Below are 19,360 nucleotides of genomic sequence, written 5' to 3' on the forward strand. Positions count from 1 at the left end.
AGCCTATCATCGTCTAAAAAAATTGCGGAAAGTTCCAGCCAAATTGCAAAAAAAGTTGCTGCCATTGGTGATCAAGCGGAGCATTTATCATGATTTTTTGCAAAGTGTCTGGATGGGTAAACTGCAAACTATTGGCATGTAGAAATAGTCTATCACAGCCAGTATTTTCTGTTAAAGCCCGATTTTGATGCAAATCGCCGTAATTGGTATCCCCCATAATCGGATGAAATAAGTGTTTCATATGCCGACGAAGTTGGTGTTTACGCCCTGTTTGCGGCCAAAGTTGCACCAAGCTATAGCGAGCCGTTTGATATTTACCTGCCGGATATGGCATTTCAATGCCGGCAAGATGTTTATAGTCCGTGACTGCTTGCTGTGCTTCTTTTGCTGTAGAAAATTTATCGGCAATTTTATCCAGTTTCACCTTAAGTGGATAATCAATACGAGCTTCTCCATTCAAATAACCTCGTACCACAGCAAGATAACTTTTCATTAATTGATGCTGTTCAAACTGTTCACTCATTTGTCGTGCCATTTCCGCATTCAAGGCAAATAACAAAACACCTGAGGTTGGGCGGTCTAGGCGGTGAATCGGAAAAACATGTTGTCCAATTTGGTCACGCAAGGTTTGCATTGCAAATACCGTTTCGTGTTTATCCAGCCAAGAGCGATGCACCAACATACCTGCCGGCTTGTTGATTGCAATGAGACTTTCATCTCGGTATAAAATATCCAATGTTATCATGTTGAGTACTTAACTTATTCCTGAGTAAGAAAACCTAAAAACCCCATTATTTAAGCAATTTTTCTATTTCTACTATCGGCTGTACTAACTCTGCCAAATAGCGCTCATTTTTCAAACTCTCTTCCAAATATGGGCTTACTGCAAAATTTGTTGGCAACTCTGCATTAGCATCAAGTAGTGCATGCATCCTTGGAATAAAAATCCATTGTAACCATTGGGTTGCTGTTAGTGTATCCAGCGCAAAAGGTTGCGTACTGGCTAACTTTTCGGTGCTAGGCGCTTCGGTTTCCCAAAGTTGATACCTATGTAACACAACTTGCAGCCGATCTAACTGTACGCGAACTTGTGTTTTCATGATGAATCCTTTATAAAGATGAAAAATAGTCGCACACTATAAGGGATCAAAATGCAAAATCAACCTACTATTCTACAAAAAATCGTCAAAGATAAAGCCCTTTGGGTAGCAAATGCCGAACAACAATTTCCACTTTCACTATTTCAAGCGCAACTACAGCCAAGTGATCGCGATTTTTATGCTGCGCTTGCAAAAGGCTCTCACCAACAACCTGTGTATATTTTAGAATGCAAAAAAGCTTCACCATCAAAGGGATTAATTCGTGCAGAATTTGATTTAGATGCTATTGCGCAAGTCTATAAACACTATGCTAGCGTCATTTCTGTACTCACTGATGAACAATATTTTCAAGGCAATTTTCATTTTATCTCGCAAGTCCGAAATCAGGTTAGCCAACCTATTTTGTGTAAAGACTTCATGATCTCTTCTTATCAAGTTTATCTTGCCCGCTATCACCACGCTGATGCAATTTTATTGATGCTTTCGGTTGTAGATGACCCCACCTATCGTCAATTAAGCGATTTAGCACACAGTTTGGGGATGGGTGTTCTCACAGAAACCAGCAATGAGCAAGAATTTGAACGAGCCTTAGCACTGGGGGCAAAAGTGATCGGGGTGAATAACCGCAACTTGCATGATTTAAGCATAGATATGAACCGCATTATCGCGTTGGTAGCAAAATATCGTGACCAAATTCCCGCTGATGTGCGTTTAATCAGCGAATCTGGCATTTACGATCATAGCCAAGTGAAAAGTATCTCGCAAAGCGCTCATGGTTTCTTAATTGGTAGCAGCTTAATGGGAAGCCATGATCTGAATAATGCAGTGCGCGCAGTCATTTTTGGTGAAAACAAAATCTGCGGCTTAACTCGCCCACAAGATGTGCAAGCAGCCTATGCCAATGGTGCACTATATGGTGGGCTGATTTTTGCAGAAAAATCTGTGCGAGCCTTATCTCTGCGTCAAGCACAAGAATTAGTCGTACAGGCTCTTTTACGCTTTGTTGGTGTTTTCCAAAATCAAGCGGTCGAGTTTGTCGTAAAAATTGCAAAACAGCTTGAGCTTTATGCTGTGCAACTACATGGTAACGAAGATGAACTTTATATTGCCCAGCTTGCAGAGCAGCTTGAGGGAAATGTTCAAATTTGGAAAGCAATTTCAATTGATGTCGATGCACAACGATTTGATTTTGCTGATAATCCTCTTATTCAACGTTATATTTTAGATAGTAAAACGACAAATCAACAAGGAGGCACAGGGAAAACATTTAATTGGGCATTGATTCCTGAAAAGCTAAAATCAAAAGCTATCTTAGCTGGCGGGATTAATTTAGAAAATCTCGAACAGGCTTTACAGGTAGGCTGTTTAGGCGTTGATCTTAATTCGGGGTTAGAAACAGCCAAAGGAATCAAGCATGCAGACAAAATTGCACAAGCCTTCCAGCTTATCCGTTTACATGCAAAATAACGCGTTAGATAAAAAAAATGCCCGCAATTGGCGGGCAATTCTTTTGACCTAATTCTAGGAGGTATGAATCACTGTTTTATAAAAGGAGACAAATAAAACAAGGTCAAAAGTAAAAACTAACTAAAGGAGGAAATGAATTGGCTCCTCCTGCTGGACTTGAACCAGCGACATACGGATTAACAGTCCGCCGTTCTACCGACTGAACTAAGGAGGAACAAAACAAAGGAAATGTTAATGATAACGTTCCCAATAGTCAAGGGTAAAATAAAATCTTTGCATTTCTTTAACTTTCTAGAAAATTCTTACAGATCTGACAGTGCGGCTGTTTCGGCAATTTCATCTCTCGTACCGAAAAATTTAAACCATCGATCATCAATAATTTCCCAGATAAGGTTTTCCCAATACCTAATAATACCTTAATACATTCCAATGCTTGTAGGCTACCAACTACGCCAACGATAGGCGCAATTACCCCAGCCTCGACACAACTGAGTATATTTTCCCCAAACAATGTACTTAAACACTGGTAGCAAGGCTCATTATCTGTATAACGAAATACACTGAGTTGCCCTTCAAATCGAATAGCGGAGCCGGACACCAACGGAATTTTATGCTGAAAACAGATTTGATTAAGTAAATTTCGAATATTCACATTATCAGTACAATCTAACACAACATCATATTCAGGGATCAATGTTTGCCACTGCAATTCACTCAATTCGGCATGAATCGGCTTAATTTCAATATGTGGATTAAGTTGCTGCAACCGTTGTTGGGCAGAAAATACTTTAGGTTCGCCAATTGTTGCATCTGTATGCAAAATTTGGCGTTGAAGATTAGAAAGAGAGACACTATCAAAATCCACTAAGGTTAAGTGCCCTATTCCGCCACTGGCAAGATATTGGCTAGCAGCACAGCCCAAGCCTCCAACCCCAACCACTAACACTCGACTAGCTTTTAATTTTTCCTGCCCATCAAAATCAACATTTTTTAAAACAATTTGACGGTTATATCGCAACATTTCTTGATCGGAAAGTTCCATATTATCGCTGCCTTAGGTTTTAAGATAAAAGTAAATTAAACGGCTGAATAACTACGCGTTCGCCGACCTCAACATTTCCTCGTTCCTGTTCTAGCACAATAAAACAGTTGCTCTCATTAAAGGCGCTGAAAATATGTGAACCTTGTGTTCCAACCGTCTTCACAACCAGCTGCCCATTTTCATCGGCATAGAAAAAGCCCCGTTGGAAATCTTGCCGTCCCACTGCTTTTTTCATTGAAACAGCCGCGCAAGCGGTCAATTTAGGCGAAAAATTTGCAATTTTTTCAGCTGAAAAACCGGCAAGTTTCATGAGCGCAGGCTGAGCCAACTGATAAAAGGTTACTAATGCCGAAACAGGGTTACCAGGAAGCCCAAAGAACCATGCTTTTTCCAATTTTCCGAAAGCAAATGGCTTACCTGGTTTCATAGCAATTTTCCAAAAATCAATTTTGCCCAATTTTTCAATGACAGTTTTGGTGAAATCGGCTTCCCCCACAGAAACCCCGCCACTGGTGATCAACACATCTGCTTGGCGTTGCGCTTGCACAAAGGTTCGCTCAAAAATTTCAGGGTTATCAGGTAATGTGCCAAAATCTAAAATCTCACAATTTAATTTTTCTAACATTAACCGCACCGTAAAGCGATTGGTATCATAAATCTGTCCTTCATTTAAAGGCTCACCAACCGAAACCAATTCATCGCCGGTTGAAAGTATTGCCACTTTAACTTTAGGGAAAACTTTTACCTCTGCAATACCGAGTGATGCCAATAACGGCAAGCTGCTCACATTTAATTGACTACCTTTTGCCAACACTAAACTGCCTTGCGCAACATCTTCTCCCACTCTGCGAATATTTGCCCCAAGCTTAACCGGTTTAGTTATCATCATCGTACCATCATCACGAATAATGGTATCTTCTTGCATCACAACTGCATCCGTATTTTCGGGAATTTTTGCTCCCGTCATAATCCGAACACATTGTCCGGATTGAATTTTACCGCTAAAAGGATTACCAGCAAATGCTTTGCCAATCACAGCAAGCGGTTGATTTTCTACAAAATTTTGCAAAGAAATCGCGTAGCCATCCATTGCGGAATTATCAAAATTTGGGACATTAATCGGTGAGAAAACATCCTCTGCCAACACACGGTTTGCAGCCTCATGCAATGCAATCGTTTCAAATTGATTCGGCATTGGCAAACAAGTTAAAAGATTTTCTAAAGCAGAAGAAAGAGATAAAAGAGACATAGCATTTCCTTAAATTTATAGCGCAGCTTGCTGCACAAAATCACGCAGCCCAACGAGAATATTATTGACGGCAACGGCAGACAAAATAAGCCCCATCACACGACTAATAATAGCGGCACCTGCATTGCCAATATATTTTTGAATATGGTTTGCAAGCAGTAAAAGTACATAAGTAATCGCTACAACTGCCAGCATAATTCCGCCAGTGATCGCCTGTTCCAGTAAGTTATAGCGATGGTTGTCTGTCAATAACACGACAGCCATCATCGCCCCAGGGGAAGCAATTGATGGTACAGCCAGTGGATACACCGCCAGTTCACTTAAACTGCTCTTCATTTTAATTTCTTGATCAGGCTTACTTTGCCCAAAAATCATGGTTAAGGCGAACAGCAGCAACACTAACCCACCCGCAATTTGGAAGGCTGACAGCGGTATTTGCATTGCCTCTAATAGCCATTGTCCTAACACCAAGAAAAAGAGTAAAATCCCCGCTGCAATCAATGTGGCATTGCGCGCGATTTTACGGCGATCATCTGGTGATAAGCCGATAGTTTTTGCCAAATAGACTGGAATTGACCCCACAGGATCAATGACTGCCCAAAGCACCACAAATTGCACAACTAATGAATCAAACATCATTCACTCCGTAAGCTAAAAACGAGCAATATTGTGCAATAAAAGCTAAACAAAACCAACTAACTTATTCAAATTTAAATGATTTTTCTCAATAATTTAACGCTTAAACGCGGGCAAACACTCTTGCTCGAAAATGCAAATGCAACCATTCATACCGGACAAAAAATCGGATTAGTCGGTAAAAATGGTTGTGGTAAATCTTCTCTACTTGCCTTATTAAAAAACGAGCTGCATGCTGAGGGTGGTGAAATCAAATACCCTACTAATTGGGCAATATCTTGGGTAAACCAAGAAACACCAGCACTAGACATTTCTGCAATAGATTACGTGATTCAAGGTGATCGTGAATATACCACCTTGCAATACCAGCTAGAGCAAGCAAATGCTGCGAATGACGGGCATCTCATTGCCACTTTACATAGCCGCTTGGAAACGATCGATGCTTGGAGCATTCAATCGCGTGCAGCAACATTGCTTGATGGCTTGGGTTTTAACCAAGAACAGTTACAACTTCCGGTCAAATCCTTTTCCGGTGGATGGCGTATGCGTCTAAATCTTGCTCAAGCGCTACTCTGTCGATCTGATTTATTATTGCTTGATGAGCCAACCAACCACTTAGACTTAGATGCAGTGATTTGGCTTGAACGTTGGTTAAGCCAATATCGTGGTACGTTGATCTTAATCTCACACGACCGTGATTTTCTTGATCCTATTATTGATCGCGTATTTCACATTGAGCAGCAGAAAATTTTTGACTACACCGGTAACTATTCTTCGTTCGAAATTCAACGAGCAACGAAGCTAGCTCAGCAAAACGCGGCTTATCAGCAACAACAACATAAAATCGCGCATCTGCAAAAATTTATCGACCGCTTTAAGGCAAAAGCAACAAAGGCGAAACAAGCGCAAAGCCGAGTGAAGGCATTAGAAAAGATGGAGCTCATTGCACCAGCTTATGCCGATAGCCCGTTCTCCTTTGAATTTCGCGAACCGCTTTCCTTACCCAGCCCGCTGTTAATGATGGAAAAGGTGAGTGCAGGCTATGGTGAAAAAACAATTTTAAACTCAGTAAAACTCAATCTTGTTCCAGGTTCTCGTATTGGTTTATTGGGGAAAAATGGCGCGGGAAAATCTACGCTAATCAAATTATTAGCAGGGGAAATTGCGGCGCAATCTGGTACGGTGCAATTAGCCAAAGGTGTACAGCTTGGCTATTTTGCTCAACATCAGCTTGACACGCTACGTGCAGAAGAAAGCCCAATTTGGCATTTAAGCCGCCTTGCTCCTGAAAAAACCGAACAAGAGCTACGAAACTATTTGGGCGGTTTTGCCTTTCACGGAGATAAAGTAAAACAAGCAGTGAAATCGTTCTCTGGTGGCGAGAAAGCCCGACTTGTTTTAGCATTAATCGTTTGGCAACGCCCGAATCTATTGCTGCTAGATGAGCCTACTAACCATCTTGATTTAGATATGCGTCAAGCTCTCACTGAGGCTTTAACCCAATATGAAGGCTCGCTGGTGATAGTCTCGCACGATCGTCATTTGCTCCGTTCTACTGTAAACGAATTTTACTTAGTACACGATGGCAAAGCTGAAGAGTTTCACGGTGATCTAGACGACTATCAAAAATGGCTAAATGCACTTAACAGCCAACCCGATTTTGCAAAAAAAGCGGAAAATACGACCGCTTGTAACGAAGAACTGAAAGAACACTCAGCGCAAAATCGCAAAGAGCAAAAACGCGTAGAAGCAGAACGCCGCCAGCAAGCGGCTCCGATTCGTAAGAAACTCACTCAACTTGAAAAAGAGCTTGAGAAACTCACTGCTCAGCTAAATCATTTAGAACAAACTCTCGCTGCCCCTGAAATCTATGAAACTGCCAATAAAGCCAAATTAACCGACACACTTACCGAACAGGTGAAAGTGAAAAAAGCCCTCGAAGAAGTGGAAATACAGTGGCTAGAATTGCAAGATGAATTAGATACCATCATGAGCGAATAATATGAAAAAGACCGCTTGTAGCTGTTTGTCCACCCCACATTGGACACTACAAGCGGTCTTTTTTTACTCAAAATCTACTAAATAGATTAGAACGATCCGAACATAGTACCTAAGGTAATCACCGTAATAACCGCCAAAACAGGGATAGCAATTGTCACCATGGCAATATTGAGGTATGACTGTTTATGATTTAAATGGCAAATTGAAAGTAAAGTAATGATTGCACCGCAATGTGGTAAGGTATCAAAACCACCAGCTGCCATTACAGCAACACGGTGTAATAGTTCTGGATCAATACCGGCTTCCATCGCCATGCGGAGATAATCTTCACCTAATGCTTTTAATGCAATACTCAAGCCACCAGATGATGAGCCAGTGATACCAGCAAGGGTACTCATTGCCACTGCTTCTGACACTAACGGGTTAGAAGACACATTTAATACAGAATCACGAATAATAGCAAAGCCCGCTAATGATGCCACGACCGCACCATAACCTACTTCTGAAGCCGTATTAAAGATTGGCAACATCGAACCATATACCCCTTTGTTTACCGTACCTTGCAGCGACTTCCATTTACCTAATCGTAAAGCGATTAATACTGCACATGCCACCGCAAGTGAAGTAATGATTGCCCACAAGCCTAAACGTCCTTTAATCGCAAGGTTTGGGAAAGCCTCAGTAATTGAGCTAAAATCTACATTTGGGAAAATGCCGTAAGTCAATAAAGCATTCACTGCAATTACTAATATCAATGGTAAAATTGCAAGCCCAAATGGCATGACATTGCTGTCTAACGCAGACATATCTTCATCTTTTTCGCTTGTATGTTCACCGTAACCTTCACCATTTGCCGCGGCTTTTCTTGCACGGCTTTGTAGCCATAACCAGCCACCAACAAACATCACTGCAGCACCGATTAAGCCTAAACCTGGAGCGGCGAAAGCATTAGTATTAAAAAATGGCATTGGGATAGCGTTGGTTGCCGCAGGTGTACCGGGTAATGCGGTCATTGAAAAGGTAAATGAACCTAAAGCAATGGTTGCGGGAATTAAACGTTTAGGAATATTTGCTTCACGGAATAATACTTTCGAAATCGGATAAATAGCGAAAGCCACCACGAAAAGCGATACACCACCATAGGTTAATAAACCACAGGCAATAATCACAGTTAAAATTGCTTGACGGCTACCTAGCATTTTTACAATGCCTTTAGCAATACCCGCAGCAGCGCCTGAATCTGCCATAAGCTGTCCAAATAGTGCGCCGAATAAGAATACAGGAAAGAAATTAAGTAAATAACCGCTTAACGCCGTCATAAAGGTTTCGGTATATTTGGGCATCATCATTATACCGTCACCACTTAATACTACCGCAAAAATAGCAAGTAGCGGAGCAAGTAGTAAAACAGTCATTCCGCGATAAGCGAAATACATCAGCATCAATAATGAGAGAATAATTGCAATAGTACTCATAGCGATGTTTCCTTGTTTAGTAAGTAAAACTTTAAAAAATATAAAAATAAAAAATATAAAAATAGGCGGCACTGCACAGGAGAAACAGTACCGCCCTAAAATTTAGCCGGCAGTCCAGCCTCCATCCATGGTGAGCGTTGCGCCAGAAATAGAAGCTGCAGCATCAGAGCATAAGAATTTAACGAAAGCGCCCAGCTCTTCTGGCTCAATCATGCGTTTAACGGCTGCTTTTGAAAGCATGATTTTGCTGATCACTTCCTCTTCAGAAATACCATGATTACGTGCTTGATCTGCAATTTGTTTATCCACTAACGGAGTACGGACATAAGCTGGGCAAATAGAATTTACAGTGATGCCAAATTCACCGCCTTCCAAAGCTGCAACTTTTGTTAAGCCCGATAAACCGTGTTTTGCTGAAACATAAGCAGATTTGTAATCTGAAGCGACTAAGCCATGAATGGAATTCAAGTTAATGATGCGTCCCCATTTATTGGCTTTCATGTATTTCCAGCTATATTTAGTAAGCAAGAATGGCGCGGTAAGCATTAAATTGATCATAAAATCCCATTTATCTTCTGGGAATTCATCAATCGCACAGACGTTCTGAATCCCTGCCACATTCACGAGGATATCCACGCTACCAAACTTTTGAGCCGCAAATTCCACTGCTGCTTGGCAACCTTCTCGCTGCGAAAGATCTGCTTTAATGTAGGCCGCTTGTAAACGCGTTGCGTGTTCTTTTAACGCATCTTCGTTTACATCGACCATAACGATATTCAGATCTTCCGTCGCTAAACTTTCGCATACAGCTAAGCCAATACCACTTGCAGCACCTGTTACTAATGCAACTTTTTTAGTCATAAGATTTTCCTTCTGTTTTCATTTTTTGGTTGTTATTAAATACGTTCAACGATCATGGCAATGCCTTGTCCACCACCGATACAAAGCGTTGCTAAACCGAATTGTTTATCACGGGCATGCATTGCGTGTAATAAAGTGACTAAGATGCGCGCACCACTTGCACCGATAGGGTGACCTAGAGCTACTGCACCACCGTTTACATTGACTTTTTCAGGGTTAAAACCTAACTCTTTACCCACCGCTAAGAACTGTGCCGCAAATGCTTCATTAGCTTCAATGAGATCAATGTCGTTTAAGGTTAAGCCTGCTTTTTTCAGCGCATTTTGTGTTGCAGGAACAGGCCCCATGCCCATAATATCTGGCGCAACCCCACCACTTGCATAGCCTTTAATACGCGCAAGAATGTTTAATCCCAATGCTTTTGCTGTTTCTTCTTCGACCACCACTAATGCAGCAGCGCCATCGTTAATACCTGAAGCATTCCCTGCGGTAACTGTTCCTTCTTTATCAAACGCAGTACGAAGTGAAGATAAACCTTCAAGAGTTGAATCTTGTTTTACAAACTCATCGGTATCAAAAACCACTTCCTTGCGTTTAATTTTTACATTCATTGGTATGATTTCATTTTTGAATGCACCTGATTGAATGGCAGCAGTGGCTTTTTGCTGAGAGGAAAGTGCCAATTCATCCTGCATTTGGCGGGTAATACCATATTTTTTGGCAACATTTTCTGCCGTAATCCCCATATGGTAGTGATTTTCTGCACACATTAAGCCATCGGATAAAATCACATCTTGTACTTTGCCATCGCCTAAACGATAGCCCCAGCGTGACTTAGAATCTAACAAGTACGGTGCTTGGCTCATATTTTCCATACCGCCAGCGATGATGATATTTGCATCACCGGCTTTAATTGCTTGAGCAGCAAGTGCCACAGCCTTTAAACCTGAACCACATACTTTGTTTACTGTATAAGCGGGGACTTCTTGGGCAATACCTGCGCGTAATAACGCTTGGCGGGCAGGGTTTTGCCCAAGTCCGGCCTGAAGCACATTCCCCATAATCACTTCATCTACTTTAGTCATGTCTAAACCGGCTCTCTCAATCGCAGATTTGATTACTGTTGTGCCGAGTTCCACTGCCGAAACCCCTGCTAAAGAACCACCGAAACTGCCGATTGCGGTGCGCACCGCACTTGCAATAACTATATTTTTCATACTGTTTTCCTTCTGTAGAGTGCAACTTGTTGCACCATTAAAAATTATTTGGTGCAGTAAATTGCACCTTGTAAGCGCTCTTTTTTTGCAGATTTTTTGCTAAAAACGACCGCTTGGTTTTATCTTTATAGAAAATAGAGCCCTATCACGAAAATTGGTGTGGTAAAGATCAGAGCAGTCATACAGTAGCCCATAATGTCCCGCACTCCTAAACCAGCAATACCGAGCGCAGGCAATGCCCAGAACGGTTGAGCCATGTTTGCCCACATATCGCCATAAGCAATCCCCATTACCGCTTTACCCAAATCAGCACCTAATTCTTGCGCAGCTGGGATAACGAATGGTCCTTGCACGACCCAGTGACCACCACCGGACGGCACAGCAAAATTCACTAATGCTGAGCTAAAGAAAGTGAGAAGTGGGAAGGTATCTTTATTTGAAATATCCACAAAGAATTGAGTGATCATTCCGCCTAAGCCAGAATGCTCCATCATTAATTGCATCCCCGCATAGAATGGGAATTGAATTAAGATCCCTGCGGTACTACGCGCAGCATTGGTAATTGCTCGTACATAAGCGGCTGGGGAGCCATGTAAGGCAAGGCCTACCATTAAGAAAATGAAGTTCACGATGTTAATAGTGAGGTTAAAGCCTTTATCTACGAAATACATGCCAAGATAAACAAAACCAGTGCCCGAAATTAAGTAAGCAAGCCAACGGTTTTCTTCAATTTTTTCGGCAATAGTTGAATCCGCGGTGAGCTTTTTGCTGAAATCAGGATCTTCTTGCAATAAGCGCGGATCTACTGCTTTTACTTCATCTGCTTTTGGATGCATCATCTTGGTAAGGAATGGCAGACAAATAATCAGCATCCCTACAATAAAGATGTTGTAACCTGTGAGTAGAGTTTGGGTGACAGGAATAATGCCATCTGCGTAGTTTGAATCTGTGATAAAGCGAGCGATAGGGTTATTTGGTGTTGCCGCTTGTAGTGGCATAGAACCAGAAAAACCGCCTCCCCATGTCATAAATCCAATATAAGCACAGGCAATTAACAATGCGTAATCCACACCTTTAATGCGGCGAGCGACTTCTTTGGCAAACATAGCACCAACGACTAAACCAAATCCCCAGTTAATCGCACAGGCCACACAGCTCATAAAAGTAACAAGCATGACTCCCTGTGTTGGTGTTTTTGCCACAGAAGCCGCGGTTGAAAGGAAACGGCGAATTTGTGGTGCAGAGGCAAGCGCATTACCTGTTACTACCACCATTGCCATTTGCATTGAGAAAGCCAGCAGATTCCAGAAACCATTCCCCCACATTTCTACTAATGCGCCGGCGCTATGTTCTGTTACTCCAAATGCCCAAAAGAAGATGACGATACTCAGCAATACCGCCAAAACCAGTGGTTCTGGCATATATTTGCTGACGATGGTCGTCATAAATCGGGAAATACGGCTAATCATAAGCGCTTCCTTACACACCTGCTAATGGCATGGTTTTGAGGTTTGGCGAAACAGTAAATTCTGCTTCCGTTTTGCCTTTAACTGTGGCTAAATCACAGCCTTCAGCAATTTCTGTTAGGGTTAATTGACCATCAATAAACTCAAATACAGCAAGCTCAGTGACCACCATTTTCACTTTATTACGCGCGGTTAATGGCAAGGTGCATTTTTTCAAGATTTTTGAGCTACCTGTTTTAGCACAATGTTCCATACCGATGATGACACGGCGTGCACCTGTGACTAAGTCCATTGCTCCTCCCATACCAGGAACCATTTTGCCGGGTACCATCCAATTAGCTAAGTTACCTTCTTGATCAACTTCTAAGCCACCCAATACACAGGCATCAACATGACCACCACGAATTAAGGCAAATGAAAAAGCACTATCAAAAAACATACCACCAGGCTGAATACCACAAGGTTGACCGCCGGCATTCACAATATTTTCATCCGGATTTTCAGGATCAAAAGCCGCTAAACCTAAGAAACCATTTTCTGATTGAAGGGTAATTGAAATATCACTTGGCACATAATTTGCCACCATTGTAGGTAAGCCAATACCCAAGTTAACAATGTCGCCATCGTTAAATTCAAGTGCAATACGGCGGGCAATAATTTCTTTTGCATTCATTTTCTGTTCTCCTTCCCATTAAGCTTTTACAATGTAATCCACTACAGCAGCAGGAATCATCACCATATTTGGATCAATTTCGCCCACTTTAACTACCTTTGTTGCTTGCACGATGACAGTTTTACCCGCGAGTGCCATTAAAGGATTAAAATTGCGAGCTGAACCAGCAAACACTAAATTTCCACTCTCATCGGCTATATCCGCTTTGATGATTGCAACATCCGCAGTCAGTGGTCGCTCAAGCAGATACTCGACACCATCGAGCGTAAGTTTCTGCTTACCTTCTTCTACTACGGTACCAACACCTGTTGGCGTCAAAATACCGCCTAAACCAGCACCACCTGCACGGATACGTTCAGCCAAAGTACCTTGTGGACACAGCTCAACTTCTAGCTCTCCTGAAATCATGCGTTTGCCTGTTTCTGGATTAGTACCAATATGAGAGGCATAAAGTTTTTTTACTCGCCCATTAACAATTAAAGGACCTACCCCTGTATCAACCATAGCGGTATCAGTACTAATTAGGGTAATGTCCTTAATGCCTGCATCGAGAATTTCTTTAATAATCAGCTCAGGGGCGCCACAGCCCATAAAGCCACCTGACATTAATGTCATACCGTCAGAGAAATGCGCTCTAACTTCACCAATAGAAATAAGTTTAGACATAGTCTTCTCCAGTCATTAAGATAAAGTAAATTTATATAAGAAAGTCTCTGCGGATGAGATGGTTACAATATATTAACGAGAAAAAAATGCATCGAAGGCATTCTTGCAGGCAAGAAACAAAACACAACCATTTGTTTTGCAAGAAATTTATTAAAAAATACCGCTTGAAAACTTTCTTTTACAAAATTATAACAGTACAATTTGGCAAAACGGCAATACAGATTTTTTACAAAAATATAAGAAAAATTTATAGATTGACTAGAATCAACTAAAGCGGTATTAAAGGAGACAATTTAGGAAAAAAGTGTGAAACTGTTCACATTTTGAAGAAAAAGTCGTCTTTTTGATTGGAGAAAAAATGGACATTAAACATTTGCGCTATTTTATCGGTATTGTTGAAAATGACTTCAATCTTAGCCGAGCTTCACAGAATTTGTATATTTCTCAGCCGGCGCTCAGCATGATGGTGAACGAATTTGAAAATCGGGAAAATATTCAGCTCTTCAATCGTGCTAACGGTAAAATTACAGGGCTTACCTACGTAGGAGAAAACTACTACCGTGATGCCAAAGAATTGATTGAAAAATATAATCAAATGAACAGGGATTTGCACACGAAAAAACGGCAGATCAATGGCAATATCACGATAGGCATTCCACCATTAATTTTATCGGTTGTCTTTCCAAAAGTGATTCCAAACTTGATACAAAACAACCCGAATATCAAGTTTCTATTTAAAGAACAAGGCGCATTTTCCTTAAAAAATGAGTTACTGCTAGGCAATATTAATTTTGCGACCTTGCTCTATCCCGAACAAATTCCTCACCATATTATGGATTCTTTTGAGATCTACCGCTCAGAACTTGCGGTGTTTTGTTCCCCAAGTCACCACCTTGCTGGTCAGGAGATGATTAGCTGGCAAACGTTACATCAAGAGAAAATGGTAAGCTTCGATAAAACGTTTATGATCTATCAGCATTTGAATGAGCGTTTTGAGCGATATGGCATCTATCCTGATATTCTATGTGAATCCAGTTCATGGGATTTTCTCTATTACACGGCTAAAACAAACCCCGATATTCTCACTATTTTACCCTTAGCAACTGCCGAGCTTTATCCTGATAAAGATTTAGTTTGCGTTCGTATAAAAGATCCTATTTTATGGCGAGTGACACTATGTCGTTTGAAAAAAGATCGATATTCAAATGCTGAAAATTACATCTTTGACGAGCTTCTGAGTATGTTCCAAGCAACCCAAAAGGAATGATATGCGCAAATTTTCACTCTATCGATACCAAATTCCGCTACAAAGCGGCCTGATTTTGCGCGCTCAAACTCAACGCTTTCGTACAGGCTTGATTTGCTACTTAGCGGAAAAACATCATGAAGGATGGGGGGAAATAGCCCCACTAAGTGGATTTAGCCAAGAATCACTAGCACAAGCTGAAAATCAAGCATTAGCTTGGCTTACCTGCTGGCAAAATGGTGGAACTCAAACTTTAGAAGCGCTCTTTCCATCGGTTGCCTTTGGCTTAAGTATGGCATTGTATGAACTACGCCACGGCTTGTGCGAAGCAAAATCAGTCTTGACCGTCCCACTTTGTAGCGATAGCTCGCTGAAAACTATTGAACGCTTAAAACAGCAGAATATAACCATAGCAAAATTAAAAGTTGGCAGATATTCTCCCGAGCAAGATGCGAAAACTGTTCAGCAATTACTTAATGCCATGCCTCATCTTTCATTAAGGTTAGATGCTAATCGAGCTTGGGATCTCAATACGGCATCACAATTTGCATTACGGCTTTCTCCAGCCGAAAAACGGCAAATTGTATTTATTGAAGAACCCTGCCAAACAGTAGAACAATCATTACAATTTGCAAAAAATCAGCAAATTGCTATCGCTTGGGACGAAAGTTTACAATTAAAAGAAGTTCAGCTACAAATACAAGAAGGGCTTGCTGCTATTGTTATCAAGCCAATGCTTATCGGCTCTAGAGAAAAATGTTTAGCAATGATTAAACAAGCTCACCTGCTCGGACTGCAAGCAGTACTTAGTTCAAGTATTGAAAGCAGTTTGGGACTAAGCCAATTGGCTCATTTTGCAGAACAAGTTACTCCACAAACAGCAGCTGGTTTAGATACACTATCACTTATGCAACAGCAGCTCATCAGAGCATTCCCTCTATCCTCCCTGCCACTTTATGGCATAGAAAGCTCTTTTCTACAAAAAATTGCTTAAAAGAAAAAGACGAAATTGCCCAATTTCGTCTTTCTTTAGATTTACAAGCGGTGATTTTCCACTAAAAATCGGCAAAATTACCAACTTCCGCCAGCGCCTCCACCACCGAAGCTACCACCACCAAAACCGCCGTAACCGCCACCAGAACGCCCCGAACGTCCACTTCCAAAACTTCCTCCACCAAATCCACCATTGCGATGAATGGTTGAAGTAGTACGAATAATACGATCAGCCGCTTGTGGGCTAATATAAACATTTCCCCCTCGTGGGAAGAAAATTAACGCAATAATTAAGCCAAAAAGTAAAAAGAACATAAAATCCATTTCTGAATCATCATCGTTCTCTTCAACCGCTAAAGCAGCATATTCACCTTGGGTTGCGGCGATAATCGAAGATAGCCCTTTTGCAATGCCTTGGGCATATTGTTCTTGCCTAAAATAGGGCAAAATATCATGACGAATAATTGATGATATAATGGCATCGGGTAAAGCCCCTTCTAAGCCATATCCCGTTGCAATAAACACTTTATGATCATTCTTAGCAATTAAGAATAATATGCCATTCTTTTCGCCTTTTCGCCCTATCCCCCACTTATTGCCTAAATTGAACGTATAATTAGAAATATCTTCACCACCTGTCGTTGGTACAATCACCACCTCAATCTGTGAACTTGTTTTATTACCATACTCAATTAAAGCATTTTCAAGTGTTTGCCACTCTTGAGCATTTAAGGTCTTGGTGTAATCCACTACATAGCGAAAAGGGTTTGGAGGAGCAGGATAATTTACCGCAACACTTGCTAAACTAAATAATAGCAATCCTAATGCTAAGAGGCTTTTATAAACGTGTTTCATCATTTTATGATCACCTCATTCGGCAGTTCATTGACATCATTCGATTGAACGGGAAAATGTCTTGCTAGTTGTTGTTCTACTTGCAGAATGCCCTGACAAATAGCCTGAGTATAATCCCCTTGTCGGCACAAAAGTTTCATCATCGCGTAAACCGATTGCCAAAAATCATCACCTACTTTCGCATGAATACCCTTATCTCCAACTACCGCCACATAATGCGGCTTAAATGAAAGATAAATTAACACTGCATTGCGTTGCACCGTATTTTGCATTTCTAATTCAGCAAATAGTTGTTCTGCCCGCGCAATAGCTGACTGACCTTTTTTCGCTTTACGCTCAACAACCACACGCAATTCTGCCGAAGTTTGCTGCTCCAAATGCGAAATTGCCTGCTCGATTTGTTGCGTATCGACAGGCAATTTGCGCTGGAAAACCGAGAGAAATTTCATCTTTACTTTCCTTGCGATAAAAAATTCCCCCTTACGGGGGAAGTAAATCCTAGTCAAAGCTAACTACTGGCGCTTTTTCTGAACCGGCTTCGGCTTTAAATTGTGGTTTTGCTTTAAAGCCAAAAATCCATGCAGCTAATTTAGTTGGGAATTGGCGTACTTGTTTATTGTACTCTTTTACCGCAGCGTTGAAATTGTTACGCTCAACGTTAATACGATTTTCCGTGCCTTCAATTTGTGCTTGTAAATTTAAAAAGCCTTCATGAGCTTTTAATTCTGGATATTTCTCCACACTCACTAATAAACGAGACAGAGCCGAATTTAAACCCTGTTGAGCTTGTTGGAACTGTGCCATTTGCTCTTCGGTCGCATTGCTCGGATCAATTTTAGTCTGGGTTGCTTTTGCACGTGCTTCAATAACGTTCGTCAGCGTCTCTTTCTCAAAATTTGCTTGACCTTTTACTGTATTCACTAAGTTTGGAATAAGATCTGCGCGGCGTTGATAAGAAGATTCGACATTCGCCCATACCGAATTAATATCCTCTTCTGCTTTCACTAAGTTATTGTAACTATTTGAAATCGTGCTACCAAATAACACCGCACAGCCAATAATTGCTACTAAAATAATAATGAGCCACTTTTTCATGGTTTATCCTTAAAAAATTAAACGAAAAATTCATTATAGACCGATGTCCATAACGGCTAGATGCCTATTATAAGCGATTAATGTGCTTTCTCACCTGATTTTTCAGCCGATTTTGTGAAAATCACATTTTTTACTACGCTCAATAGCTCCTGTCTGACCATAGAAAGCCTCGGTCGTTCCCCATTTTTAAACACAATTGGACGGCAAAACTCCATGGCTTTAATCCCTAAACGAGCAGTCAGAAGCCCAACCCCAATTCCTTGTGCAGCTCGCATCGAAAGTTTTGCGGTAAGATTTTGTGCGAAAAATTCCGAACCAAGCTCTGTCGCGATTTCTGTTGTGCCTGCAAAAACCATATTCGTTAGCACCAATTTAAACAGTTTTAAACGGCTAAAATAGCCTAACTCCATGCCATAAGCACGCGTGATTTTATTTACTAATGCAATATTTCGCCATGCAACCATCAGTACATCTGCAATCGCTAATGGACTGATTGCAACAATCACCGCATTTTCCGCAGCATGCTTACTAATCAGTTGTTTAACTTGTTTATCAATAGGCATGAGCACATTTTCTCCAAATAGATACAACACCTCTTGACTATTGTACGCCTCATCAAGCTGAGCTTGCCAACGCTGTGCGCCCAACATGGCTTGCTGGTTTTGCATATTAGCTAAAATGTCTTTGCAAAATTTTACCGCTTTTTCACCGCTTGCTTGATTGTCTAATAACAACTGTTCACTTTGCTGCTGTTGGTAGTGGTGCTTTCTGAGCTTCACGAGCTTACGCCATTCATTTATTAATGCCCCAACTCCCGCTAAACTGATTCCCAAAAAACCGATAGCAAACGCAAAATAAATCCATTGCTTTGCCTGCCAAGTATCAATCAGCCATTGAATAGATTGAGCAAACACCGCCACACTGAGTAACGCCAAGCAACCTAAAAAGACTCGTAGCCAAAAACGGGGCGGACGCAAACTGTTTTCTGCAATCAGCTCGGCTTCCACTTCTTGCGGTTCATCAAGTACAACCACATCTTGCTCAAACTCTTTTTTTGCCTGAAAAGGTTGAGCTGTATCCAAAGGCTGTTCGTCAAAAATTCGTTTTTCCATAAGGTTCTCTCAAATAAGGAAAAGTCGGCGTTATTATAAGACGAAAAAGGCGATCACAAAACAGACGGTTTTTGGTGGCGAAATAATATGTAGTAGGAAAGCCTAGATCGAGCAAAGGATTTAGCAGTCCTTTATAGGACAGGCAGTATACTGTCTTAGCCGAAAACGACAAACAAACCGTTTACTGGTTCAAAAAAGCTGCTGAG

19 protein-coding genes and 1 tRNA gene are annotated in these 19,360 nt (G+C 41.2%); 4 read left to right on the forward strand and 16 right to left on the reverse strand.

Annotated features, from left to right (window positions below; all coding sequences use genetic code 11):
* Positions 1 to 13 precede the first annotated feature (13 nt).
* A complete protein-coding gene (gene truC, locus F542_RS06535) occupies positions 14 to 742 on the reverse strand; it encodes a tRNA pseudouridine(65) synthase TruC (protein WP_025267143.1) in 729 nt (242 codons plus the stop codon).
* A 49-nt stretch (positions 743 to 791) separates the two neighbouring features.
* The gene (locus tag F542_RS06540; protein WP_025267144.1) at positions 792 to 1,100 is read right to left on the reverse strand and encodes a YqcC family protein; all 309 of its coding nucleotides are present in this window, start codon (positions 1,098 to 1,100) and stop codon (positions 792 to 794) included.
* Positions 1,101 to 1,151: 51 nt separating this feature from the next.
* On the opposite strand from F542_RS06540, the gene trpCF reads away from it, so the two are divergent.
* Positions 1,152 to 2,567 carry a bifunctional indole-3-glycerol-phosphate synthase TrpC/phosphoribosylanthranilate isomerase TrpF gene (gene trpCF, locus F542_RS06545; protein ID WP_015432289.1) on the forward strand — a complete coding sequence of 472 codons (1,416 nt, stop codon included), beginning with the start codon at positions 1,152 to 1,154 and terminating at the stop codon, positions 2,565 to 2,567.
* 138 nt (positions 2,568 to 2,705) lie between these two features.
* Here trpCF and F542_RS06550 read toward each other — a convergent pair.
* From F542_RS06550 to F542_RS06565, 4 genes are all read right to left on the reverse strand, one after another.
* A tRNA-Asn gene (locus tag F542_RS06550) sits at positions 2,706 to 2,781 on the reverse strand.
* A 69-nt stretch (positions 2,782 to 2,850) separates the two neighbouring features.
* Positions 2,851 to 3,609, reverse strand: coding sequence for a molybdopterin-synthase adenylyltransferase MoeB (gene moeB, locus F542_RS06555; RefSeq protein WP_015432288.1), 759 nt, complete (start codon positions 3,607 to 3,609; stop codon positions 2,851 to 2,853).
* A 19-nt stretch (positions 3,610 to 3,628) separates the two neighbouring features.
* Positions 3,629 to 4,858, reverse strand: a complete 1,230-nt coding sequence (gene moeA / locus F542_RS06560) for a molybdopterin molybdotransferase MoeA (RefSeq protein WP_015432287.1) — start codon at positions 4,856 to 4,858, stop codon at positions 3,629 to 3,631.
* A 15-nt stretch (positions 4,859 to 4,873) separates the two neighbouring features.
* Entirely contained in the window at positions 4,874 to 5,494 is a 621-nt protein-coding gene (locus tag F542_RS06565) for a MarC family protein (protein ID WP_025267145.1), read from the reverse strand.
* Positions 5,495 to 5,572: 78 nt separating this feature from the next.
* Here F542_RS06565 and F542_RS06570 point away from each other — a divergent pair, with 78 nt between their 5' ends.
* Positions 5,573 to 7,495, forward strand: coding sequence for an ABC transporter ATP-binding protein (locus F542_RS06570; protein ID WP_015432285.1), 1,923 nt, complete (start codon positions 5,573 to 5,575; stop codon positions 7,493 to 7,495).
* 86 nt (positions 7,496 to 7,581) lie between these two features.
* On the opposite strand, the gene F542_RS06575 is transcribed toward F542_RS06570, so the two are convergent.
* The 6 genes from F542_RS06575 to atoD all read right to left on the reverse strand — a co-directional run bounded on the left by F542_RS06575 (position 7,582) and on the right by atoD (position 13,853).
* On the reverse strand, positions 7,582 to 8,970 hold the full coding sequence (locus tag F542_RS06575) for a GntP family permease (protein ID WP_015432284.1): 1,389 nt from the start codon (positions 8,968 to 8,970) through the stop codon (positions 7,582 to 7,584).
* A gap of 102 nt (positions 8,971 to 9,072) precedes the next feature.
* Positions 9,073 to 9,831, reverse strand: a complete 759-nt coding sequence (locus F542_RS06580) for a 3-hydroxybutyrate dehydrogenase (RefSeq protein ID WP_015432283.1) — start codon at positions 9,829 to 9,831, stop codon at positions 9,073 to 9,075.
* 35 nt (positions 9,832 to 9,866) lie between these two features.
* Positions 9,867 to 11,048: an acetyl-CoA C-acetyltransferase gene (locus F542_RS06585; protein WP_015432282.1), complete on the reverse strand. Its 1,182-nt coding sequence runs from the start codon at positions 11,046 to 11,048 to the stop codon at positions 9,867 to 9,869.
* Between the two features lie 125 nt (positions 11,049 to 11,173).
* Positions 11,174 to 12,517, reverse strand: a complete 1,344-nt coding sequence (locus tag F542_RS06590) for a TIGR00366 family protein (RefSeq protein WP_015432281.1) — start codon at positions 12,515 to 12,517, stop codon at positions 11,174 to 11,176.
* 10 nt (positions 12,518 to 12,527) lie between these two features.
* The gene (locus tag F542_RS06595; protein WP_015432280.1) at positions 12,528 to 13,187 is read right to left on the reverse strand and encodes a 3-oxoacid CoA-transferase subunit B; all 660 of its coding nucleotides are present in this window, start codon (positions 13,185 to 13,187) and stop codon (positions 12,528 to 12,530) included.
* 18 nt (positions 13,188 to 13,205) lie between these two features.
* Positions 13,206 to 13,853 carry an acetate CoA-transferase subunit alpha gene (gene atoD / locus F542_RS06600; protein ID WP_015432279.1) on the reverse strand — a complete coding sequence of 216 codons (648 nt, stop codon included), beginning with the start codon at positions 13,851 to 13,853 and terminating at the stop codon, positions 13,206 to 13,208.
* A gap of 358 nt (positions 13,854 to 14,211) precedes the next feature.
* On the opposite strand from atoD, the gene F542_RS06605 reads away from it, so the two are divergent.
* Positions 14,212 to 15,120 carry a LysR family transcriptional regulator gene (locus tag F542_RS06605; protein WP_025267146.1) on the forward strand — a complete coding sequence of 303 codons (909 nt, stop codon included), beginning with the start codon at positions 14,212 to 14,214 and terminating at the stop codon, positions 15,118 to 15,120.
* A 1-nt stretch (position 15,121) separates the two neighbouring features.
* On the forward strand, positions 15,122 to 16,093 hold the full coding sequence (menC, locus tag F542_RS06610) for an o-succinylbenzoate synthase (RefSeq protein WP_015432277.1): 972 nt from the start codon (positions 15,122 to 15,124) through the stop codon (positions 16,091 to 16,093).
* A gap of 77 nt (positions 16,094 to 16,170) precedes the next feature.
* Here the strand turns inward: menC and F542_RS06615 are convergent, their stop codons facing one another.
* The 4 genes from F542_RS06615 to F542_RS06630 form a co-directional block, all read right to left on the reverse strand.
* Positions 16,171 to 16,950 carry a TPM domain-containing protein gene (locus tag F542_RS06615; RefSeq protein WP_015432276.1) on the reverse strand — a complete coding sequence of 260 codons (780 nt, stop codon included), beginning with the start codon at positions 16,948 to 16,950 and terminating at the stop codon, positions 16,171 to 16,173.
* Positions 16,947 to 17,396, reverse strand: coding sequence for a TPM domain-containing protein (locus F542_RS06620; RefSeq protein WP_015432275.1), 450 nt, complete (start codon positions 17,394 to 17,396; stop codon positions 16,947 to 16,949). The genes F542_RS06615 and F542_RS06620 overlap by 4 nt, the downstream gene beginning before the upstream one ends.
* A gap of 49 nt (positions 17,397 to 17,445) precedes the next feature.
* Positions 17,446 to 18,042 (reverse strand): LemA family protein, encoded by a 597-nt coding sequence (locus tag F542_RS06625; RefSeq protein ID WP_015432274.1) that lies wholly within the window; start codon positions 18,040 to 18,042, stop codon positions 17,446 to 17,448.
* A gap of 77 nt (positions 18,043 to 18,119) precedes the next feature.
* Entirely contained in the window at positions 18,120 to 19,154 is a 1,035-nt protein-coding gene (locus F542_RS06630; protein ID WP_015432273.1) for a YcjF family protein, read from the reverse strand.
* Positions 19,155 to 19,360: the final 206 nt, after the last annotated feature.

The organism is Bibersteinia trehalosi USDA-ARS-USMARC-188 (genome assembly GCF_000521725.1).
Classification (GTDB): domain Bacteria; phylum Pseudomonadota; class Gammaproteobacteria; order Enterobacterales; family Pasteurellaceae; genus Bibersteinia; species Bibersteinia trehalosi.